The sequence below is a fragment of the Proteus sp. G2673 genome, from assembly GCF_009915125.1.
Lineage (GTDB): Bacteria > Pseudomonadota > Gammaproteobacteria > Enterobacterales > Enterobacteriaceae > Proteus > Proteus penneri.
In genome coordinates this window covers 120,703-141,424 of the sequence record NZ_JAABLT010000022.1, presented here as the reverse complement: position 1 = coordinate 141,424, position 20,722 = coordinate 120,703, and the positions used below count along the sequence as shown (strand labels likewise).

Sequence of the window (20,722 nt, the reverse complement as noted above, 5' to 3'; positions counted from 1 at the left end):
TTAAATACGATAGATATCGGGATACAACGCACTCACGGCGTCTGTATCAGGATGAAGTGTGCGATTAAATGTCACATTGAAATCAAATGAGGGATTTTGTTCGTAGTTGCCCTGGTCATTCAGAAAATAAGGTGTTCGAATACCGCTTGCCCGCTGAACGCCAATGCCTTGTTTGCGGAGAGCTTCAACAAAGGGCAATGAATTGGCGATCATTCTGACAATCGCGGTAATATCACTCGCTGAATAATGGCCTAACTGGGTAACGAAAGCCTGAACTTGGTACGTTTTTTCAGATAACTGGTTTTCTTGGTGATTAGCTTTATTGCCTTGAACATTATATTTTCGGCTCTGCCAACCGTGGCCACTTTCATTGATGGGAAAAAACATCACCATGTTATCTTCACGGCCTTGCTTGGTAGATTGGAAACCGGATTTAACGGGGATCCCAATGCCGACTTCTTTTAACTGCAACAAGAGTTGTTTGCGAATAGCAACATCAACCTCATAATCCGTCATAAGTACCCGCCTCGATACAGATCACCGATTTCCAGCCATCTTGTTCGTACCAGTCTGCATCACCCACCACATCATATTTTCGACCATTGAATACAAGAAAATCAGGAGATGTACCTCGTTGCACAGCTTTAATATCATGAGAGGTATATAGGCGTCGGTACACTTGGCTCGTATCTAATCCCATTGATTGAACATCTTGGGTATCGACCGCTTGCCAACTGCCACGAACTTCTATCGGATCATAATAATAATTTTGGTCATTCCCTCGCTCATCGGGTGCCCGTTCTTTAAATCGAAACCAAAGCACCTTTTGCTGTGGAATATAACGTGAAGCAATACGATTTAAGTTACCAAACATTATTTATCCTCCACTGCGAAACTAACCGCTTGAAGCATTTGGCCAGTATCGACTAACGGCTTATCGGTGGCCTTACCTTTGCTATGGCGACGTGCTCTTGCTTTAACGGTTGACTCCTCCAGTGCCGGTGTTATGACTGCTTTTATTGCCATTTTCACATCGCCCGCCACCGTCGCACCAATTTGTGCCAGCCCATTATCCAGCGTGATATTGCCCTTAACAGACGCTTTCACTGCTCGAAAAATTAACTGACTATAATCCTGCTTTTTGTCATTCATGGTCGGACGTAAAAATGGGCGAGGAGGAATGCCACCGGCGGGATAGCCCAACTCTTGAATAGAGGCAACATAAGCAATCGGTGTTCCATCGGGATATTTTGCGTGTTCAAAGAAACCAACACTTAATCGCTTTTTAGCCAATTCATCATAAACCGCTTTTAATTGCGCTAATTTAGTCATTAACGTAATCGCCCTCTTCGCGTAAATCGCCCACCTACACCCCGAAAAGCTGAACGTTCACCGCCACCACCAAAATATTGAGGTACACTACAACGCTTAATCAGTGCTAGAAACTGCTGGCCAAAGGTGGTCATTTTAAACCAGTGCGACCAATCCGAACCGGCAGGGGGTGCCGTAAATGACACACTCACCTTATCAATGGTTACACTCGTCACAACACCTGTGGGCGACTCATCATCAGCAATCATTTTTCTGAGTGTTAGCATGTGTGCAACAACGAGCATCCACAGCTCGTTAGTACAAACACCCTTACAGGCAGAGAAATAGTTCAACGCAGATTGAGCAATGATAAATATTTCATCATCACCCACAGAGTTAAACTGCGGATAGAGCACACGGAATGATGTTAAAGGAAATGTGCTCGTCTCCATGATCACTTACCTTTTTTGTTGGTTTTAGGAACGTCTAATTTTTCAGCCTCTAATGATTCAGGTGTGTCAGGAGCTGATTGGTCGCTGGCTTCCATATCTGTGGCGACTTTTTCAGGATCTTCTTTGCGATGCTCAACAGTAATAAAACCATTGTCACAATGAAGATTGAAAACGTGATTTTCTTTGAGCTGTTTGTATTGCTCGTCAGAAATTTCTGTCACACGGCCACGTGGTGTGTACATGTGTTTGGTCATTACGTTCGCTTGACCGGCAATAAACACTTTCCCGTCTCTCACGGTATAGTTCTGGTCATTCGATAAGGTGCAATATGCATAAAGAGGCATGGAGTGCTCTCCTATTGTTTGGATATAAAAAAGCCCTCAAATGAGGGCGCAAAAAGAGAAGTGGTAAGATTAGATGCCGGTTAAGCGTGTCACCGCCCACGGACGGGTCACAAATACACCTGCAGTCGCATTGGTCGCATCTTCCATATACCCTTTAATTTGGTTGAGTGAACCTAATAACTGATATTTCACAGGCACAACTTGCAGGATCGACGCACTGGTTGCCGTTGAACCATCATCAATGCTATCTGCGAACATATAGGCCACATCAGCCCCACCATTTGCGCCAACAAATTCAGGAGAGAAAACCAGACGCATATTGGGATAGTTTTCATTTATCCATTGTTTGACTGTCTCACCACGTGCCACCGGATTAGCCACATTCAGTACAGAACGAAAGCCCAACGGCAATGTTAAAGTGATTGGTGTGTCATCTTTAATAATACCGCCAGAGCTCGTTTCAATACGCGAGAACATATCAGTAATATCGGCAGTGATATCCGCAAATGTTCCCCCTTTCCATTTGCCTTTTGCGGTTTCATAGGCGGGTAAGTTAGGCTCATTCATCAAACCAAAGACGCGCGTTTCAGGGCTATTAAACCCGTAGTAACCTACGCGCTCACGGCTTTGCTCTAATGATTCAGTCACTGAATTACGCTTTTCTTCCATCGCAACAAAGCCTGCAGACGATTGGCGCGCTTCTTCTAATTTACCCACTTGAAAACCTGATTCGAAGCGGACAAGGCCACGGCGTTCTTGGTCTTGCGCATAAGACGCTAATGGCACATTGGTATGGTCACCATAAAGCTCGGCTTTACTAATTGGTGTCGCCACATTCAGAATGATTTCTTCATCATGCCATTCACCCGCATTGACGATACCGGTGATTTCATCCAACACACGAACACGCGTAGCGGTACGAATAACACCGGGCAAAACGTGTTGCAACATTTCACGCTGAATTAAACCACCCTGCATTGCACCACCGCTAATTGCGGAGTCCATCGCAGAAAAACCACCAAAGCCGATTTGTGCTAATTCTCCGTATGTCCATTTCTGGTCAGGGTTAATATTCAGTTGGCCATGTTTTTTGACATCACGGCCAGACATGTGAAATTTAATGTTACTGACTGGCATTATTCACCTTCCTTTGGAGATACTGGATATGGGATTTCTGTTAAACGAATAATGCCCAAGTGAGCACTTTCTGTGGATTCAAGGTGTCGGCTGATAAAACCAATAACACGATCACCAGCACTAATAGTGGCTTTAGAAGATAGCGAGCCGTCAGCTTCATCGAACACAACCGGTGCGTTGATTTTTCCTGCCACTTCTTTTAGTTCAACGAAAACTTCCCCCATTGTCAGGAATTCGCCCTGCGTACCGTTACGAGCGAACGCTTCTTCGATACGATAGGCTTTAGGGTTAATCATGATCCCCGCAAATGCCCCTTTACCCCCTACTTGAACGGATTCCACTGAATCATCTTTGTAGGTATAAGCGCGACCGAAAATATTCAGCTTTTCATCCGTTGAACTGAGAATGGCTGAAACAGCGCGAATAGGGCCTGCATGACTAATTTCACCGACAACACCAGAAATTAAGCCATCTGCTACTGATTTAGGAATTGCCATTATTTAGCTCCCCATTTATCCATAATTGTTTTATTGCTCACTGCAGAGTCCATTGTTGAACTGGGCTTTTGAGAGTCAGGCACACGCCCTTGCATCCAAGCATCAAGAGCAATGGCTTCGGTGCCTTTACTGCATTGAATACCCAGTTCTTTAACACCGTACTCCGCGACTTGTTGTTGAGTCATAGCAGAGTGGTCAAACACACCAATAAACGGCGTTAACTTATGCGCCAGCGCATCACGCGCACCGATTTGTTTGAGTAACTCCCCCGTATCCATTGCCGGTTTTGCTTTCTCTAATCGTTTAATTTTACGTTTCAGCGATGCCATTTCGTCCATGGCGGTCATGCTTCGGTTTAAGCGTTTTAAACGACGATGCAGGCCATCGGTAGTTGCTTGGTCAAGATGCTCTTTGGCTTCTTCAATCGCTTCGACTGCCTCTTCAATGGCGACTTCGGCTTTCTCTACGGCTTCAGGTTCGCCAGATTCAGCCTCTTCTGTGGCAATTTCAGCTTTTTCCACGGCTTCTTCTGCTTTCTGCTCTTCGTCAGGGTCTGAATCAGTTGAAGACTTATCTTTATCGTCTGGCTCATCGTCTGTCGCAGGTTTAGCGCTGGTGATTGCTTCTTTGATAATGGCTTTTAACGCTTCCAATTGCTCGGGCGTAAAGGCACCTTCATCAGTGGTTGGTTTGTCTTTGTTTTCATCTTCAGGATTCATGCGAATAAGTTCCTTAGTGTCTATGGTAATAACGGAATGGTCTTGTACAGCAACATCAGCGCCGGTGCGCCCTTCATCGACTAACGCAAGATGGTTGGCTCTAATATACCGTTGTATGGCGTCATAACGTTCACCGTTAAATTCGCCTGGTGTGAAATCGTAAATACAGCGATAGCCCGGAGATAATTCAATTTTCCCTCCATCAATTTGGTTAAGCGCTGAATTAGACAGGATTTTGATATTGCCTCTGAGGTAGGGATATTCAAAATAGACTCGCTCCCCGATTACCCCTTGTATCCCCTTTGTCTCTGCGGGTGTGCCGTCTTTCCCTAACATTTCATGCTCATCAACAAAGGGCATTAATTTGAAGGAGTTAATTGTCTCTGTGCTGGCCAGTTCTTCTTGTGGGCGATACACCTTGTAAATCTTTTCGGGTATCGGTGCGCCAATCTCAAACCCTAAATAATCAAAAACCCCAACTTTAGAGATGGGGTTATCTTTGACTTCCAGCCAGCCGTTTAAATCATATTGTCGCTTTGTCATGTCTCCTCACCGAAATCTATTACGGGTGTCCAGAAGCACTTACAATTTGGTAATTGTCCGGGCAATCCTCGTTCTCCCGTTTTAGGATCAATAATCGGTGGGTTATCTAAATCAAACACTTCACCGTCCAATTTAATATGCCATTCACGAGGCTCAGCACTTCCACCAGAGTGATGCCAAACCGCTTTACGAATACCTGCAGATTTCATGCGCTCATAGTTAACCGCTGTCGTAATCTTTCGTGTTTGATCAACAGCGATAAAGTTCGCCCTTTTCTCTGTCACACTGCCAGTATGCCGAATTTCCTCTAATAGCGTCTTTGCGCCCTCACCACCTTGGCTGATAGAGCGTAAGGCAACACTTTCAATACGTTGATGAAATTGCAGTGGAATGGATTTAATTAACGATACGTTTTCAGCTGTAGAGGCAATGATTTTATCTTTCAGAGCTTCGGGCATATCTGGGGTTTTGATGGTGATCCCCCCTGACAACTGTTTAAGAGAATTATCTAAATTACGCTTTGCTCCTATATCGACTTGGGAAACAAATTTATCTGCAATCTCTGTGGATTTTTGTTTGAAAATCTTATCCCATTTACGTTTTAGCCGATTAAGCCAGATGCGTGTTTGACTGGCAAAGCTGGCATCCATCGTAAAACCTTCAAAGTCGTCATTTAATTCGCTAAACACTTTTTCATAGTCTTTAACCATTGAATTAATGAGGCGTGACATGTCACCTTGATAACGACTAGAGGGCGCTACCGAATACTGCAGGGGCTTCCCTTTCATTACTGCTTGGCGAGAGGTTGCCCATTGCGCTCGCTTCGTTCGTACTCGTATTCGCCTCGACATAATCTGCCTCGTTCACTTCAATGCCGTAATAGCTAGATGCTTTATCACTGGCCAGTTTCTTGCGGATATCTAACCCATCAATCGCCCCCGTTGTTGCATAAGCTGAATCGGCTTGTGCTTGTTTAAGCTCAATATCCGCACTCTCAACAGCCGTTGGGCTATCAAGTGGTGCCCATGTGATAGAGATTTCTGTCACAGGTAAACCATCGCTACGCATTAACATGTCGTAATGACGCTGTAATAGCTCTTCAAGGTCGTTTGATTGAATGCTCTCAAGCTCTTCGCGGTAATTAGCCTCTTCGTATTCCCCTGTTGAGTTAAAGCCTTTCGGTGTAGTGCCTAATAGCTTTGTCGCGGGTACATTGGAAGCCGATGCCACCAGCTGATATTGCGTCATAATCGTGGCATCTAAATCCGCTAATGAGGTGTCGAACTGTTGAACCGTATCTTCACTGCCCGTCATTTGCACACCGTAGTTATCGCGCATCTCCATAAAATAAAGCATATTTTCGCGAATAATATCCTTATCAGCGCTTTCTGGATCTGCAATCCCCATCGTAAGCAAACGCTTGGTCATTGCCAGTTGTGGTGCTTCATTGGCGGTACGTTCTGAAGCGTAGACACGCTCATAAATACGTTCTGGCACTGATACGCCAAAGTAGTTGTACATTGGCTTAAGCACGTTAGGTACAGGAAACGGCACAAACTTAATAAAGTGAGACTTGTGATACTTACGCCCACCAATCACATAATAGGTTGGCTCGTAGAAATCCATGCTGGCAGGATCTTGAACATTGGCGTCCGTTAAATCAGCAGTTACCCATTGTGGATCAATCTGCTTAATCCCCTTGTACATGCCCTTGGTCACACCATCGATATTAAACGGGTTTTCATACCACTCTTTCGGGTTTGATGTCTCAACAACAAATAACGCTAAACGACCGCCATACACGCGCCCAAAGTGAACCAGCTCTTTAAGCTGATGTGTAATGCGGTATTTTTTATCGCGTTTACGGAGCTTTTTACTGATAGCGCGATCATCGTCGTTATCACAATCAATATCGTAGCCTTGACGTATCGCATCACGTGCGGGCATATTGCAGGCTTTATCCACCAGCCAGTGTTTAGCGATAACTGCACACATATTGTTGCCGATAAACATTTGTGAGGCATACCATGAGGCCTGTGACTCTGGCACACCGTAAACCTGCTCACCTTTAAATGAGGGCACATAGCTATCAATACTATCCATCGCGACACCTGCAATTGTGGGTTGCGGTAAATCAATCCCATCAAAGCCTCGTTCTCGCGCCAGCGCAGGATATAAGTCAGTTGTGAATGCTGACCGTTTAACCGGTGCGAGTGGTTCTGTTTTTCGCCTCTTAAACGGCCACCACATAGATCATCTCCTAGTTGTGAAGAAACTGCCTTTTTTCTTCTGATATAAATCGCGTAATGCTTGCGTCATGGCATCCACTGTGTCGTCATGGCCAGCAAATGGGAATGTGGTAATTTCCTCCACAGTTTCGACAATCCACGGCTCAATGTCTTTGTGGGGAAGCCACACGTTGCCAGCCTCCCATTCAGCGGTACACGCATGAGCACGAGCAACCTTGCTACCATCTGGCTCGACGGGAATTAACCCTGATACGGTTGATTTGAGAGAGTCGATTACAGCAGGGCCATTGGCTTTGTCTTCCACCAGCTTGCGTCGTCCTTCAGGGAATTTTTCGGCTAACCATTTCACTGACTTTAAGGTTTCAGTAAAGCTCATGCGTTTTCGAATTTGATACAGTAAATAAGCATTTGCGTCTTTCTTGCCCCATACCTGCCCGACCACATAGTCAGTACCGTCACTATCTTTAAAGGTCATATCCCAACTATGAATAACCTTATCGAATTTTTCTGGTAGGTCTTTCGGTAGATAGTACTGAGCAAATTCTTCGTGGAAAATTTGACCATCACCCGGCTTAGGTGATTGTTGGTACATTGCAGACCAGAAGTAATCACCAATGATTGCTTTTGTCTCAAGGAGTTTGTCAATTGGGTGTAACTCTGGTACCAGTGCTTCCCCTCGCTCATTGATTGCAGGGAATGCAAGCACCTTGGTTTCAGGCGCTTTTTCTTTTAATTGACCAGACAAATCATCAGTTGCCCATCGAGTGGCCATGATAATTTCACCGCTGTTTTTTGATAAGCGGGTCTTAAAGGTCGAAACGTACCAGTTCCAAATTGATTTTTTAACAGTCTGGCTAAGCGCTTCTTTCGAGTTCTTTATCGGATCATCAATAATGCCGAGGTCAACTTTCTTACCCGTTAATGGGCCACCTACCCCCGCACAAACATAGCCTCCTTTGTGGTTGGCAAGACCAAACTCATCAGAATTACGTTTAACTGCAATGCCGTTCTCAGGCTTATTGCCTAACCAACTTTTAGGAAACAGCACACGATATTCATCGGACATCATAATGCGCTGAACATCGGTATTCATATCACCGGCTAAATCTGAGGAATACGACAGCGCACCGACACGCATATTTGGGTATTTACCAAAGAAATAGGTTGGTAGGTAACGCGAAACAATATCAGATTTACCGTGTTGTGGCGGTGCCCCTAATATTAATTTAGGGCGCTTACCTGCCATCATATCAATCAAGAACTGGTCGAGCGCATCACATACCGTTTCTGAAAAGTGGCTTGTAATGTACTCAGGGTTTATATACTGAATAAATTCATGCAAACTACGCCTAGCTATCTCTCTCCTGACCTCTTCATCAAACAAGTCGAAATTGACATCCATAGAGATACCTAAAGTGACAAAAACACCCCTTTCATGCCGTAATTGGCACGAAATGATTTTCATGTTTTTGATAACAATTGATTAACAATAAAAAAGAGATTAAACAGAAAGAAGATTGCTACTTTTAATGGTTTGAGTTGTATTTTTGATTGAGTTCAAAAGTGAAGGATCGCATTAGAACCATTATGTTAAATAGAACGATAATTGGTATAATTTATACTATTTACAGACCAGGATATAATTGCCCTTCATCAACAAAATAAACCTGCGTTAAATACCATCGCCCATCCTGAAAAATTAAATAATATTCATAAATAGGTGAGTAACCATCAGGTACAATATATTGCGTTGTGACAACAGTGATATTGTTAGTGCTCTTTACTACCGACAATATTTTCTCTTTTTTGGGGTCATGACTTGATTCAGAACCAAATGCAATGGGTTCTCCTACAAAATCAGGTAATGTGTATTTAGTTAATAGCCTACGCCACGCCTTATCTGCTAACTCCGTATACTCATCAGGCTTCGAACCCATAAGGCTAAATGCGTAGTCATTCCATTCCATGTAATCTTGTTGAAATTGTCTAACCAAAATTTCAGGTGACTCATTAGACATGGCAACAGATTGATTCATAAATAATCCACCTAAAAAAAGAACAGTAAATAAATACAATGCATAAAATCGATATTTAGACATATTCCCTATCTGCTCGATGCAATATTTAAATATGTTGTTATATCACACTGACTAAAATCTTACTGCTTTGATTTTACTCTTAATTGCATAAGTTGCTCGAAACTTAGGTGGCTTAAATCAATTCCTGTTGTTTGAATAGGCCCACCATCTGCACCCGTTAATTCTGTCTTGTTCTTTAGCATACCTAAATGCTGTGCAACCATCTTAAGCGCTTCATCTTGATTACGAGTAATAACCTCAACACCAAACTTCCCTTCTTTCACGCCAGCAAATACTCGACGAGCTGGCCCTGTTAAGTCACGCGTATCATGAAAGTACGCACGCCCAATACCAGCACCATTACAACGAGGGCAATCAGGATTTGGATCTAATGTTTCATCGTAACCGTAGCCTCCCACATCTTGTGGAGGCGGTTTCTTTGCTACGACTGCTTTTTTAATAGCATCTTCAAACTCTATTGAATCACGCCACTGATAATTGAAACCAAAGCCCCAGCAATGACGGCAACATAATCGTCGGTATTCGGTCAACTCGTTAACGTCTGCCGTTGCGATATCCCACCACATTTTTAATACGGCATCTTGGGTTATCTCTGTTCTGCGTTCCCGTTCTGCTAATACGTCAGTGATTGCCCGATTAACCTTAACATTTCTATACATCCGACTTGCGCTTGCGTATGCCGTATTTCCTTCACATTTACCACCAGCACGCTTATATGCAGCAGTCCTATTTAGGTCAATAAGGTATTCATTAACGAATTTAGCCTGTAACTCAGTAAGCCCGTAATTGCGCAGACTAAAGGTGTTTTGATCATCATGCGCATTACTGGATTCATTACTCTGCGCAGTGGATATATCACTATTGCGCATTGGCTCTTTTGCGCTTTCTTTTTTCTGCGCAGTGCGCAATTTCTTGTGCGCAGTTTTTTGCGCATTCTGCGCACTGGATATTTTGATATATCGTCGTGCTGTTGCGTAGTTTAGTTCCTTTAGTTCGCACCATTCTTTAGGGGATATTCCTGTTATAGCATGTTCGGCGAGGAACTGTTGTTGTAGCATCCCCCAATCCGGTTTTGCCATTGTGTTTATCTCCTTAGCCTATTAAAAAGCCCATTCGTTAAAATAGGCTTTGTGATTGACTCTTATGAATTGTACTCGTCTCTCCGGTTGTCACGCCCTTTCTTCTACCTACAGCTGACGTTGCTGATAATGACCGAAAAATAACAAAATGGTGGTATTCATTGTTTTTGACTCTCACTATGCGCTATCTGTCGAGAATAAAACAGGTCATGGCTAACATAGGAGACAACGACAACGCTACGTTTTCTTCTATTGGCACGAAATAAAAATAGCAGTATGATTAATATGTATTTATTTTTTGCTTAAATTCAGCCACCCTGTGAAATCAAACTCACAGGGTTATTTTTATATTGCGCTGTTTATTTAGGTAGGAGATAGATAAGAATAATCAATCTGGTATATATATTTACCTAAGCTATACTAAGTAAACATCGCTATACTTTAATTGATATCTTGTTAGTTTGCCCTCGTACCCTACGTAGGGCTTTTTTTAGTTCACACACTCCGTTCTAATGTAATCCTGTTTTTTTGTTCCTTTGATAATAAAAAAGCCCCGCTATTGCGAAGCTCGTTGTTGTTCAATTTCCCGTATTGCTTTCTTGTCTGAATTACATTGCTCAATAACCGATAACAGGGAAATGTTTAACATTAATGATTCTCCCCATGTCATTTGTTCTTGTATGTATGGCAATAGACAATCAGCGGTTAGGTGTGCTGGTATCGCTATGTGCTCCACTGGCACGTATTCTTTCTGAATAGTCGTGCATCCTGATAAGAGCATCACTAGGAATAGCAGTATTGGCGCAATCATTATTGACAAGAACAGTTTTGATAACCGTTTTAACTTTTTCAGAATCCACGACCGACCTATTCCGGGCGTCACTATTAATTGATGAGACATTATTGATAATCCTGAATGTTCGGTTGGCGTTTTCTGTGATTGAGTTTTGACGTGATAGTTGTTCAGTGAGTGATAATTTATCTTTTTCTAACTTAGTAATACTTTTACTCAGTTTATCAAGATGGTTACTTTGCCACGCAATGCAGATGATCATCACCAAGATAATGCCAACGGACACTGTTGTTTCGCCTAGCTTCATAATTAGTACCGATGATGTGAGAGAGCTACCTGACAGCGCTTTTCTAAACTGGCTTTATCATTAACACATGAATTATCAATTGAGAGATAAATGCCACCAGCAACAGTGATGAGTAGTGCAAGGATAAAACCGACAATGATGATTAAAGGTTTCCATGACATAGTGCTGACTCCGCCTCTCTACGACTGACTAACCCTCGCCATACCTTTCCACCTGCATAAATCCAGCGTTTCATTTCTTCACAGGCACCATACTGATCACCTGCATTTAATTTCTTGAGCAATGTAGAGCGTGCAAAAGCCGTGGTGCCGACATTGAAAGCAAAGGAATATAAAGAGGCTTTTGTTTTATCATCCAGTGGTACTTTAACCAGGACATCAACTTGCTGTTGCGTTCTAATAAAGTCTTTCTGCAGTAACTCATCACATTCTTGCTGTGTGTATGTCTTACCTTGAATGATGTCATTTCCAGTGTGGCCATAACAAACAGTCAGGATCCCAGCAACATCTCGGTAAGGTTCGTAACGCACACCTTCAAAGTAACCAATCACTGTTATTGCAATACTTACCGCACCAGCACTTGCAACTGCTGTCACCTTTTGTTTTAGGTTCATCAAATGTCCTTTTTAGCTTTAGTCAGTATTTCACCAACTATCTTTTCTATGTCTTGCGGATCGCTAGAACAATTTCGATGAACTAATTCAGCAAATAACGCTGTTCGTTTCCGTTGTTCTCGCCATGTCATCAGATAAGTTGCTAATCCAAGGAGCATGCTGAATCCCATCCCTATTACAAATCCCCATTCATAAAGTGAGAGACTTGCAAAAAAGGCAGTTAAGCCAGCCGTTCCGTAGGTAGCATTGGTTAATTTGTCCATGCGCATATACACCCCCTACGGAGTGTCCGAGTTGTTTGTATTATGAGGAAATGAGATTAAAAATGAGGAGTTGCCACACTGTAGTGACAACTAACTACTTATGTTCTGCCGTTGAATGATCTTTTCGCTTACAAATACAACAGTAACGATTCATATATCGTTCCCCATCATATTTTTGACTAATGTCGTAAATGTTAGGTAAAAGTGCCCATACAGTATAAAAATCATGAGGTGTCATTTCTGCTCCCATCCAAGGATGAATACCTATATGAACCCAATCACCATCTCTTTCTACGCGGATAACGCCAAGGTGCCAACCATCGCAAGGATTGATAATAATGACTTCTCTACCATCTAAATCTTCGGTTGGTAACTCACTAGCGGGTTTAAATACTAATTCTGTAGGTATTTGCATGCATGGCCTCAACAAAAATTAATGCCTGATTTAGCTCAGGCAAGCTGTTGTATACCACTACAACTATTGGCGCGGTTTATTCTGCTCTATCTCTAACTTGGTTTGTTCAAATCGCTCTTTCTCAAGTTCAACCCCAAGAACGCGGCGATTTAACTTTACTGAACAAAGGAAACAGCAAGCCTTATCTGTTTTAGATACAAAAAACCCAGCGCTTAGGCTGGGTTAGTTGGTGAAGTTACAAAAAAGGCAACTTACCTTGAAATAGTGGCTCATTAGTTCAAAGATGTCAACACGTTTTTGCTATTTCGCTTCTCGATCATCTCTTTTTCTCTATTTTTAAATGCATCTACTAGAGGTTGGTATAATAAATATTCAACAGCATTTAATATTTCTTCTACCTCTCTACGGCATGTAGACATAGATGGCTTTCTTTCTCTTAACATGCCATTTCTACGAGCCATTATTCTTGGTTCACTATTCTTATGATAATGACGAGCTATAGCTCTATCCGATGCACAAAAAGCATATCGACTAAGTAACATATTAAATGCCTGAATATCTATGTGATATATACTGTCAACAACTCTCTGAATAAGTAGACCATCTTCATCACTACACGTAGGCCTATACGGATAATCACGTCGTTCTACTCTTTCCATAAATTGAGCGATCATGCTACTCTGTCGTTTATCTATACGTCCGCTATGTACCCATGTACCAAATCGAGTTAACCAATTTTGAAGCCAAGCTTCTCGTGTTTTATCAAGTTTTAACCCATCTGATATGCTCTTTATACTCGACATGCTCGTAACTCCATTACTTCTTGCTTAGTCTGTTCTAATAACTCAATCTCGCTACCATGAATTTCTTGCCATGATTTAGGTGATGCATGAAAGCCGGTTTCATAACACGCCCTATGATGTGGCGGGCATAGTGGTAAAACATCTGTATGACTAGCCCGTTGTGCCATTCCCTGCCCCGTTCTAACATGATGAATTTCCGCTAAACTGGCTCCAAACCCCATATTGCGACAACAAATACAACCCAGCTCGGCTACATCTGATAGCCACTGTCTTTCTTCTTTGGTCTTTGATTTGATCATTGGTCTTGCCTCTACGTGAAACTTAATAATTGAGATACTGCATTTTCTACAGCTTTTTGAGTGGGGAACTGTTTACGAAGGATAAAATTCCAAAGCACATCGAGTGTGGCTTTGTAAAGTTCGCTAAATGCTAAGTCGTCCATATTTGCAAAGCTGATTGATTTAGCGACACGACGTAAACTACCGTCAGGCATTTCAAACGTGTCGTAATAACCGGCTTGCTCTACAACCCAATAGCGAAAAGCATCAAATGATTTTGTTGCTGAGATATTTTGCGCACGTTTTTGTGCGACTTCTTCTAGATAGATATCAGATGCTGATAAGAGTGCGTCAGCATTATCCGTGTAATATGAAAGGAATGTGATGTAACCACGCACAAGCTCTTTTTCTTCAGGTGAAATGGTACCGCCAACTGGTTCCCAATATTCATAGCCTAAGTTGAGTAATGCGAAGTATTTACGATGAAATCGAGGGTTACGAGCTTTCTTAAAATTAGCTGAAAGCACATCACCACACTTGATTTTTGAATGCAGAAAATCTCTCGTAACAGGGTTAGCCGGTACAAGAGTATCGTTAGACATTTTGATAAAGCTATGCTGTGCCATACTTGACTCTCAGTTGACACAGCAAATATTTAGGATTGGGTGTTCAGACCAATACTGTAATAATACAATAGGTTGAGTTAGATAACCAGTTTCAACTCTTTGTATCCACTAGTGACCCAACATTCTGAATCACCTGACATACAACATTGCTGAATAGGTAATATATCACCACAACGCTTACATTTACGTTTAGATAATTTCTCTACTTGCTTTTTATACTCAGCATCATCTTTCCGAATAAGCATCTGTAGGTATTCAATAATGCCATACGGTTCTCGACCAGGCATGCGCAATACACAATTACGCTTTATCATTTCCAATTCTTGATTATCTACAAGCAATTCAATTTTAGTTACACCTAATTCTTTCTGCCGTTTACGTTGTTCCGCTTTACGTTCTGCTACTGTTTTTGCCATTGATCTTACCTCAATAATTCATCCACAAACATTCAGTACGAATTTTGGTACCACGACCGGCAGAAATACGAGCCTCTTTGGTTACTTTTCTCCAGCCTGATAATTCATCATCATATAAATTCGAGTGATAGCCACTGATAATTACTTTTCCAGAAACAGACTTAATAATTTGCAGTAACTCATGATGTTGCCCATTAGTCATTTCAAAGTTGTAATAACGATTACCACTCACTCGTGTTTCAGGCATATATGGAGGATCTAAATAAAATAGAGTATCAGTGGCGTCATGTTTTTTAATCAGATCTAATGCCGGCTTATTTTCAATAATGACTCCCTGCAAACGCTGACAAACTGCAGATAAGTTTTCAGGATATTTAGCCCACAAATGTGAGTAGATTGAATATTCACGTTTACTATCAGACTGAAATCCCGAGTTACCGTTTAAACCAGAAGCAGAACCAAACCCCATGCAAGCGCGAACAACCATACGTCTAGCTCTCTCTAATGGATTATCAATAAACTCTTTAGCTAACATAAACTCGTCACGGGAATAAGCAGTAAGTAAGCAAGCCTCTTGTAACTTAATGTTTAATTCAGGATCTCTTAATACCTTGAATAGATTTACAACTTCACTATCTAGATCATTATATATTTCTGCATAGCTACGTTCTTTCTGCATTAAGACGCTAGCAACTCCACCAAAGGGCTCTACATAGCAACGATGCTCTGGAAAATAACTTAATATCCATTTTGCTAAACGAAATTTACCTCCGTGATAACGGATCACGGGGTGTTTAATTTGATGCTTACTCATGCTTTCATTACCTCACGCCAATAATTCAACCTATCTCTAAAAAACTCCCGATGTACCTCAGTCAACTTTTCAATTTCCACCAACACTCGCGTTCTATGTATTTTTTGATTTTTAAGCTGTCTAATTAATCGACTAGCTAATAAATCAAGTTGTTCTAACTCGCGATATTCTTCTGGCCACAAAGCTCGATTGTGAGGTAAATCATCAGGCAAATAAGAACGCCTAGACATAATTACCTCGTCGATTTTTGTGGTTTAACCTTAGGTTGATAAGGTGCTTTTGTTCTCGCTCTTGCTGATGCATGGAGGCGATCAATATGACACTGTGTATGGTCTAACCCATCGTCGGGTAATATAGGGTGATTATCACGAACGAGAGATTCGTGAGTAAGAGAGTCTTTAATTGTCATGGTCTTGCCTCTGTTTTAACTAAAATGCTTTTTCTGCGTAACGACGTCTTTTATCGTTTTGCTGTGATTGTTGTTGCATTTTGGACACTTCTGACGCTGTAATTTGGTCGGTAGGCAGATAGTGGCCATTCTTAAATTCTTGATAGACTGTGCCGGTTTCTCCGTGTCTAAATTTATCAATAATGATCTCGGCATAATTTTTCGCAGGGCTATTGGGGTTATATACGGCCTCCCTATAGGTAAATAAAATTAAGTCAGCGTCTTGCTCTAAACTACCAGAATCGCGTAAATCAGCAGAAACAGGACGGCGTTGATTAATAGGTCTTTTATCAACATCACGAGATAGCTGGCTTAACGCAATAGTTGGCGTGTGTAACCTCTTTGCTAATCCTTTTAAAGATGCAGATATTTTCGCAATTGCTAAATCATTACGTTCTGCTTTAGGTTTTTTAATTAACCCTAAATAATCAACAAAAATTCCTTTCAAATTTGGATATTTACGTTTGTGGTTTTCACTGATTGCACATATTTGTTCAATAGTTAGATTACTCGCATCGATGATATGAATATCTCTATCCATTAAATGGCCTAGTGCTGAACTTAAACGCCCCCATCCTTCATCATCCAATCGCCCACGATGTCTCAATGTTGATATTGGTAGTTGAGCAGAACCTGCAACTAGACGCTCAGTAATTTGCTGATTGGACATTTCCATCGAGAAGAATAATGCACCGCCTCCATCTCTGGTCATTCCCTCAGTCATCGTTAGTGCAAGCTCTGTTTTTCCCATCCCCGGACGACCGCCAATAAAAACTAAGTCTGTTGGATTAAAGCCTCCAATTTTGTCATCTAAAGCTTCAATACCACTTTTTATCATCCCAACAGCATCTTCCCCTTTGTTTCTTCGTTCTAAAACATCTACATATCCTTCAAGTAGTGTATTTAAATGCACAGGAAGTAGGTTCTGATTACCAATTGTCAGCTGGCCAATTTGGGTTGCAAATTGATGAATAAATTCTTCAGCTTGTTCATGATTATTTGCAGTAGTAATATCATTTTGATACTTGGAAATTAATTGAATTACTTCTCTAACACGATAATAACTATAAACTTTTGAGGCATAGCCTTTTAAATTTGCTGTCCAAATAGGTGTTTTAGATAGCTCAAGTAAATTTGCTAAATCGCCTTTTTCACCTAGCGCATCAGCAATAAAAAAGGGATCTATTAAAGAACTTGCTAGCGCTTGTTTTTTAATTTCTTTGTAGACATTACGAAAATATCTAGAACTAAAGGCTTCTTCAGGTAATGTGGCTAATACCTCATATGCATCTTGACTAGCACCACCAGCTAACAAACCACTAATCACCGCATGTTCTAATTCTTTCTCATGCATAATGATTACCTCTACGATATGTTGGCCAGTTAAACGTTAATACCGTTCCCCCCTGTAATAATCTGTCCACAACTCGTTCACCGAGCATTTTTTGTAAGTCAACAACAGGTAGGTTGCTTACCAAAATCGTAGGTAACAAATCTTCGTAGCGATCATTAATCACCTCAAATAGGATATTACGTTCAGAATCAGTGCCATACTGGACACCAATTTCATCAATAATTAACAAATCAGGCGTGCAATATTTTTCAAGTACATCAAGTTCACTGAATTCTGAATTTCCAGCCCATGTTCTTCGAAAAGCGCGAATGATACGTGAGGCTGTGGTAATGAATACCGTTTCTTGCAATTCTCCGGCAATCTGACGGGCGATTGATACTGCAAGGTGTGTTTTACCAGTTCCGGGTGTTCCACACAGTACAAGCCCCTCTCCTGCGTTTTTTCGGTCACCCCAAGTTTCAACATACTGCTGACAAATTTTTAAATTATGTTTTGCTGTTGGCGTTGAGGCTACAAATGATTCAAATGTCGCATTAGCAAAGCGAGGTGGAATATTCACCGCAGTTAGTAAATTTTGTTCAGACATTTCCACCTCCCACAAACCAATGCGGATCTTGAGACTGGTAATCTTTTTCGCTAAACCCGGTGTGAGAATTTACTTTTTGAGTTTGTACTACGGATCTTTCAGGAAATAGCCCCTGCCAACCATTGGCAATTGAATTACAAATCACAGCGTTGGCATCGGTGCAAAGCGATAATTTTTTTGCTTGTTGCTTGCACATGGTTTCTGTCAGCGGTTTTTTAATTTCTTTCCTGAAGTTAATCCAATCCTGCCAAACCTCATCACTCACATTTGACGGTTTAGCCAATTTCGGATCGAATTTATTTTTCGATTTTTTCCCCTCGAGTAATTCTTGTGGATCATGTTTTGAATTTACTTGTGGATCATGTTTTGAATTTACTTGTGGATCGCCTCCAGATTCTGGAGGGTGAAAACCACCTTGAACGCCAGATTCTGGAGGGTCAAAACGTACATTTTTACTGTTTTCTGTACGGTCAGAATCTGAACGGTCAGAATCTGGACGGTGAAAATTTGATAGTTTTTCACGTTGTTTTCTTAATTTGGCGTTCTCTTCTAATGCGATTTTTTCCAATTTATCGACATTTAAAAAATATAAATTTGAAGCATTACGATTGCCATTTCTACGTTGCTTTTTAACTAACCAACCATCACGCTCAAGTTCATTACATGCATTGCGAATTGTGCTAATTCCCGCACCAATTTGACGACTGATGGTTTCAACACTGGGATAAGCAACCCCTTCATCGCTCGAATAATCGGCTAGGCGTACCATGATCATTAACTTGGTACCCTTAACACCTGAAACAGCACATGCATCCCACACATAGCCGGTTAATTTATTACTCATTTCACACCCCCAGTGCTTTAGCTATATTACGGCAAGCATTTTGGTACTGCTCAGGGGTTAAATTCTTTGACAGTAATTTTTGTTTTTGCTTTTCATACTGTTCCCAAACTAACAGCGCAATAACACGTCTACCCTCAAAAATATCCCTAATTTCTGATATATGGGCAGGTTTATCATTCAGCATAAACCCATTACGGTATGTGATTTTTTCAGTTGATCTAATCATTGGTCTTGCCTCTTGAATTAATGCACGCTGGTCGGGCGTGATATCTCATTTAGTGCACGTACTACATTGTTTATTTGGTGTGACATGTCACGACCCTCTAATAAGATTTCAGTCATAGCATCAGCAAAACGCTGAATGGCTACAGTTGCTAAATAGTTTTTGGTGTCTCCACGTACTCGAGCTAACCTCGACGCCGGTAGAGCCATTTCAATCGCTGGCATTAACTCAGCAATTTTTCTTTGAGATGCGCGAGAATCACCACGTAACCAACGGAATATCTGTTGCCGGTTATTATTGATTGCTTTCCAGTCTGCCTTACCCGCTTGATCCTCAATGGCATGTAATCGACCATGTTCTTGATTAATCACTAATCGTAAGTAAGCTCGGCTAATCTCAATAGCAACATGTTCTTGCCCTTGTTCTACAGCCCAGTCCTCAATTTCAGCTCTGATAATGTTGATATCAAAATTCATCTATGCGTCTCCTGTCGCAAAATTGATTATTTAGAATCAGTTTTTTTAACGATGAACATATATAGTTAATGGAAATTAATTACTCCACCTTACTATATAGTTCAGGTCGATATTTCAACTTTCCATCAGTGATTCGAGAAAGCTTTAATGCGGCCTTTTCTGGAATAATATTTTTCCAATAATGTACCGCAGCATCAGAAATGTTAAGTTTTTCTGCTACAGATCTTTGGGAACCGAAGTATTTAATAACATCCTCTTTGACCATTTTGGGGACTCCTTTTTTTAAGTTTATTTAAGTATTCAATTAAAGGAAACTTAAGTCAAGAAGATTTAAGATAACTTAATTATGATAAAAACATCGATTGGTGAGCGCATTAGATTGCGCAGAAAAGAATTGGGACTAACTCAAAAAGCACTTTCAGCGAAGGTGGGAGTTTCCCATGTTGCGATTTCTCAATGGGAAAAGGAAGAAACTGAACCCACAGGTAATAATTTATTCTCTCTTGCTGATGCCTTAGGATGTACACCTGAATTTATACTCAAAGGAAAAGAAGAAAATTCAAGCAATATTGAGTCCCCGAGAATTCATCATTCAAAAGGTAAATACCCTCTTATCAGTAGAGTCATGGCTGGAGCTTGGACTGAAGCATTGGAACCATACGATAGATGTAATATTGATGAAATGTATGAAACAACCGTATCTTGCTCAAATGATTCCTTTTGGCTAGATGTTGTGGGGGACTCAATGACCTCATCATCTGGATTAAGCATCCCAGAAGGAATGATTATTCTCGTAGATCCAAATGTAGAACCAACAAATGGTAAACTTGTAGTAGCTAAATTAGAAAGTGAAAACGAAACCACATTTAAACAGTATATTATTGATGCTGGTCATCATTATTTAAAGCCATTAAACCCTCAATATAGAATGATATCAATCAATGGTAACTGTCGAATAGTTGGTGTTGTCGTAGATGCTAAAATAAAAAAACTACCATAAAACAATACGGTTAACTATTACATTGTATTGACT

At 41.2% G+C, this 20,722-nt stretch carries 33 protein-coding genes; 1 reads left to right on the top strand and 32 read right to left on the bottom strand.

What is annotated here, in order from left to right; translation table 11 throughout:
• The 32 genes from GWI59_RS13040 to GWI59_RS12890 all read right to left on the bottom strand — a co-directional run bounded on the left by GWI59_RS13040 (nt 1) and on the right by GWI59_RS12890 (nt 19,954).
• Nucleotides 1-516, bottom strand: a complete 516-nt coding sequence (locus GWI59_RS13040) for a phage gateway protein (RefSeq protein ID WP_161710374.1) — start codon at nt 514-516, stop codon at nt 1-3.
• Nucleotides 503-874, bottom strand: coding sequence for a phage collar protein (locus tag GWI59_RS13035; protein WP_020945484.1), 372 nt, complete (start codon nt 872-874; stop codon nt 503-505). The genes GWI59_RS13040 and GWI59_RS13035 overlap by 14 nt, the downstream gene beginning before the upstream one ends.
• On the bottom strand, nt 874-1,332 hold the full coding sequence (locus GWI59_RS13030) for a hypothetical protein (protein WP_161724856.1): 459 nt from the start codon (nt 1,330-1,332) through the stop codon (nt 874-876). Before GWI59_RS13030 ends, GWI59_RS13035 begins: the two co-directional genes overlap by 1 nt.
• Nucleotides 1,332-1,763: a DUF4054 domain-containing protein gene (locus GWI59_RS13025; RefSeq protein WP_161724853.1), complete on the bottom strand. Its 432-nt coding sequence runs from the start codon at nt 1,761-1,763 to the stop codon at nt 1,332-1,334. The genes GWI59_RS13030 and GWI59_RS13025 overlap by 1 nt, the downstream gene beginning before the upstream one ends.
• A 2-nt stretch (nt 1,764-1,765) precedes the next feature.
• The gene (locus GWI59_RS13020) at nt 1,766-2,107 is read right to left on the bottom strand and encodes a hypothetical protein (RefSeq protein ID WP_109372837.1); all 342 of its coding nucleotides are present in this window, start codon (nt 2,105-2,107) and stop codon (nt 1,766-1,768) included.
• Between the two features lie 69 nt (nt 2,108-2,176).
• The gene (locus GWI59_RS13015) at nt 2,177-3,244 is read right to left on the bottom strand and encodes a major capsid family protein (protein ID WP_161724851.1); all 1,068 of its coding nucleotides are present in this window, start codon (nt 3,242-3,244) and stop codon (nt 2,177-2,179) included.
• Nucleotides 3,244-3,741 (bottom strand): structural cement protein Gp24, encoded by a 498-nt coding sequence (locus tag GWI59_RS13010; RefSeq protein WP_161724848.1) that lies wholly within the window; start codon nt 3,739-3,741, stop codon nt 3,244-3,246. Before GWI59_RS13010 ends, GWI59_RS13015 begins: the two co-directional genes overlap by 1 nt.
• The gene (locus GWI59_RS13005; RefSeq protein WP_161724845.1) at nt 3,741-5,003 is read right to left on the bottom strand and encodes a DUF2213 domain-containing protein; all 1,263 of its coding nucleotides are present in this window, start codon (nt 5,001-5,003) and stop codon (nt 3,741-3,743) included. The genes GWI59_RS13010 and GWI59_RS13005 overlap by 1 nt, the downstream gene beginning before the upstream one ends.
• Nucleotides 5,000-5,734 carry a phage head morphogenesis protein gene (locus GWI59_RS13000; RefSeq protein WP_237611929.1) on the bottom strand — a complete coding sequence of 245 codons (735 nt, stop codon included), beginning with the start codon at nt 5,732-5,734 and terminating at the stop codon, nt 5,000-5,002. The genes GWI59_RS13005 and GWI59_RS13000 overlap by 4 nt, the downstream gene beginning before the upstream one ends.
• Nucleotides 5,735-5,750: 16 nt before the next feature.
• Nucleotides 5,751-7,253 carry a phage portal protein gene (locus GWI59_RS12995; RefSeq protein ID WP_161724843.1) on the bottom strand — a complete coding sequence of 501 codons (1,503 nt, stop codon included), beginning with the start codon at nt 7,251-7,253 and terminating at the stop codon, nt 5,751-5,753.
• Between the two features lie 3 nt (nt 7,254-7,256).
• The gene (terL, locus tag GWI59_RS12990) at nt 7,257-8,654 is read right to left on the bottom strand and encodes a phage terminase large subunit (protein WP_161724840.1); all 1,398 of its coding nucleotides are present in this window, start codon (nt 8,652-8,654) and stop codon (nt 7,257-7,259) included.
• Nucleotides 8,655-8,877: 223 nt separating this feature from the next.
• Complete coding sequence (locus GWI59_RS12985) at nt 8,878-9,288, bottom strand: hypothetical protein (protein WP_161670942.1); 411 nt, start codon at nt 9,286-9,288, stop codon at nt 8,878-8,880.
• 122 nt (nt 9,289-9,410) lie between these two features.
• Nucleotides 9,411-10,430: a terminase small subunit gene (locus tag GWI59_RS12980; protein WP_161724837.1), complete on the bottom strand. Its 1,020-nt coding sequence runs from the start codon at nt 10,428-10,430 to the stop codon at nt 9,411-9,413.
• Nucleotides 10,431-10,986: 556 nt separating this feature from the next.
• Entirely contained in the window at nt 10,987-11,211 is a 225-nt protein-coding gene (gene lysC / locus GWI59_RS17725) for an Rz1-like lysis system protein LysC (protein WP_080974784.1), read from the bottom strand.
• A complete protein-coding gene (locus GWI59_RS12970; RefSeq protein ID WP_049213693.1) occupies nt 11,129-11,530 on the bottom strand; it encodes a hypothetical protein in 402 nt (133 codons plus the stop codon). Before GWI59_RS12970 ends, lysC begins: the two co-directional genes overlap by 83 nt.
• Before the next feature lie 2 nt (nt 11,531-11,532).
• Nucleotides 11,533-11,691 (bottom strand): hypothetical protein, encoded by a 159-nt coding sequence (locus GWI59_RS17455; RefSeq protein ID WP_192940827.1) that lies wholly within the window; start codon nt 11,689-11,691, stop codon nt 11,533-11,535.
• The gene (locus GWI59_RS12965) at nt 11,673-12,143 is read right to left on the bottom strand and encodes a lysozyme (protein WP_161724834.1); all 471 of its coding nucleotides are present in this window, start codon (nt 12,141-12,143) and stop codon (nt 11,673-11,675) included. The genes GWI59_RS17455 and GWI59_RS12965 overlap by 19 nt, the downstream gene beginning before the upstream one ends.
• Nucleotides 12,143-12,412 (bottom strand): hypothetical protein, encoded by a 270-nt coding sequence (locus GWI59_RS12960; RefSeq protein ID WP_036895369.1) that lies wholly within the window; start codon nt 12,410-12,412, stop codon nt 12,143-12,145. The genes GWI59_RS12965 and GWI59_RS12960 overlap by 1 nt, the downstream gene beginning before the upstream one ends.
• 88 nt (nt 12,413-12,500) lie before the next feature.
• Nucleotides 12,501-12,821, bottom strand: coding sequence for a hypothetical protein (locus GWI59_RS12955; protein ID WP_161724832.1), 321 nt, complete (start codon nt 12,819-12,821; stop codon nt 12,501-12,503).
• A 272-nt stretch (nt 12,822-13,093) separates the two neighbouring features.
• Nucleotides 13,094-13,624, bottom strand: coding sequence for an antiterminator Q family protein (locus GWI59_RS12950; protein ID WP_049210189.1), 531 nt, complete (start codon nt 13,622-13,624; stop codon nt 13,094-13,096).
• Complete coding sequence (locus tag GWI59_RS12945) at nt 13,612-13,923, bottom strand: Ref family recombination enhancement nuclease (RefSeq protein WP_087726621.1); 312 nt, start codon at nt 13,921-13,923, stop codon at nt 13,612-13,614. The genes GWI59_RS12950 and GWI59_RS12945 overlap by 13 nt, the downstream gene beginning before the upstream one ends.
• 11 nt (nt 13,924-13,934) lie before the next feature.
• Nucleotides 13,935-14,528, bottom strand: coding sequence for a DUF1367 family protein (locus GWI59_RS12940; RefSeq protein ID WP_004250549.1), 594 nt, complete (start codon nt 14,526-14,528; stop codon nt 13,935-13,937).
• A 77-nt stretch (nt 14,529-14,605) separates the two neighbouring features.
• Complete coding sequence (locus GWI59_RS12935; protein ID WP_134999986.1) at nt 14,606-14,944, bottom strand: hypothetical protein; 339 nt, start codon at nt 14,942-14,944, stop codon at nt 14,606-14,608.
• A gap of 10 nt (nt 14,945-14,954) precedes the next feature.
• Complete coding sequence (locus GWI59_RS12930; protein WP_049219165.1) at nt 14,955-15,758, bottom strand: DNA adenine methylase; 804 nt, start codon at nt 15,756-15,758, stop codon at nt 14,955-14,957.
• Nucleotides 15,755-15,988, bottom strand: a complete 234-nt coding sequence (locus GWI59_RS12925; protein WP_036895390.1) for a hypothetical protein — start codon at nt 15,986-15,988, stop codon at nt 15,755-15,757. The genes GWI59_RS12930 and GWI59_RS12925 overlap by 4 nt, the downstream gene beginning before the upstream one ends.
• A 2-nt stretch (nt 15,989-15,990) precedes the next feature.
• Nucleotides 15,991-16,167 (bottom strand): hypothetical protein, encoded by a 177-nt coding sequence (locus tag GWI59_RS12920; RefSeq protein ID WP_004250541.1) that lies wholly within the window; start codon nt 16,165-16,167, stop codon nt 15,991-15,993.
• Between the two features lie 19 nt (nt 16,168-16,186).
• Nucleotides 16,187-17,560, bottom strand: a complete 1,374-nt coding sequence (locus tag GWI59_RS12915; protein WP_004250539.1) for a replicative DNA helicase — start codon at nt 17,558-17,560, stop codon at nt 16,187-16,189.
• The gene (locus tag GWI59_RS12910) at nt 17,553-18,146 is read right to left on the bottom strand and encodes an ATP-binding protein (RefSeq protein ID WP_004250537.1); all 594 of its coding nucleotides are present in this window, start codon (nt 18,144-18,146) and stop codon (nt 17,553-17,555) included. Before GWI59_RS12910 ends, GWI59_RS12915 begins: the two co-directional genes overlap by 8 nt.
• Complete coding sequence (locus GWI59_RS12905) at nt 18,139-18,990, bottom strand: helix-turn-helix domain-containing protein (RefSeq protein WP_049210198.1); 852 nt, start codon at nt 18,988-18,990, stop codon at nt 18,139-18,141. Before GWI59_RS12905 ends, GWI59_RS12910 begins: the two co-directional genes overlap by 8 nt.
• 1 nt (nt 18,991) lies before the next feature.
• Nucleotides 18,992-19,216 carry a hypothetical protein gene (locus tag GWI59_RS12900; RefSeq protein WP_103004846.1) on the bottom strand — a complete coding sequence of 75 codons (225 nt, stop codon included), beginning with the start codon at nt 19,214-19,216 and terminating at the stop codon, nt 18,992-18,994.
• Between the two features lie 17 nt (nt 19,217-19,233).
• Complete coding sequence (locus tag GWI59_RS12895; RefSeq protein ID WP_036895397.1) at nt 19,234-19,689, bottom strand: toxin YdaT family protein; 456 nt, start codon at nt 19,687-19,689, stop codon at nt 19,234-19,236.
• 79 nt (nt 19,690-19,768) lie between these two features.
• Nucleotides 19,769-19,954: a Cro/CI family transcriptional regulator gene (locus tag GWI59_RS12890; RefSeq protein ID WP_074924457.1), complete on the bottom strand. Its 186-nt coding sequence runs from the start codon at nt 19,952-19,954 to the stop codon at nt 19,769-19,771.
• An 81-nt stretch (nt 19,955-20,035) separates the two neighbouring features.
• On the opposite strand from GWI59_RS12890, the gene GWI59_RS12885 reads away from it, so the two are divergent.
• Nucleotides 20,036-20,689, top strand: coding sequence for a LexA family protein (locus GWI59_RS12885; protein ID WP_080047788.1), 654 nt, complete (start codon nt 20,036-20,038; stop codon nt 20,687-20,689).
• Nucleotides 20,690-20,722 lie beyond the last annotated feature (33 nt).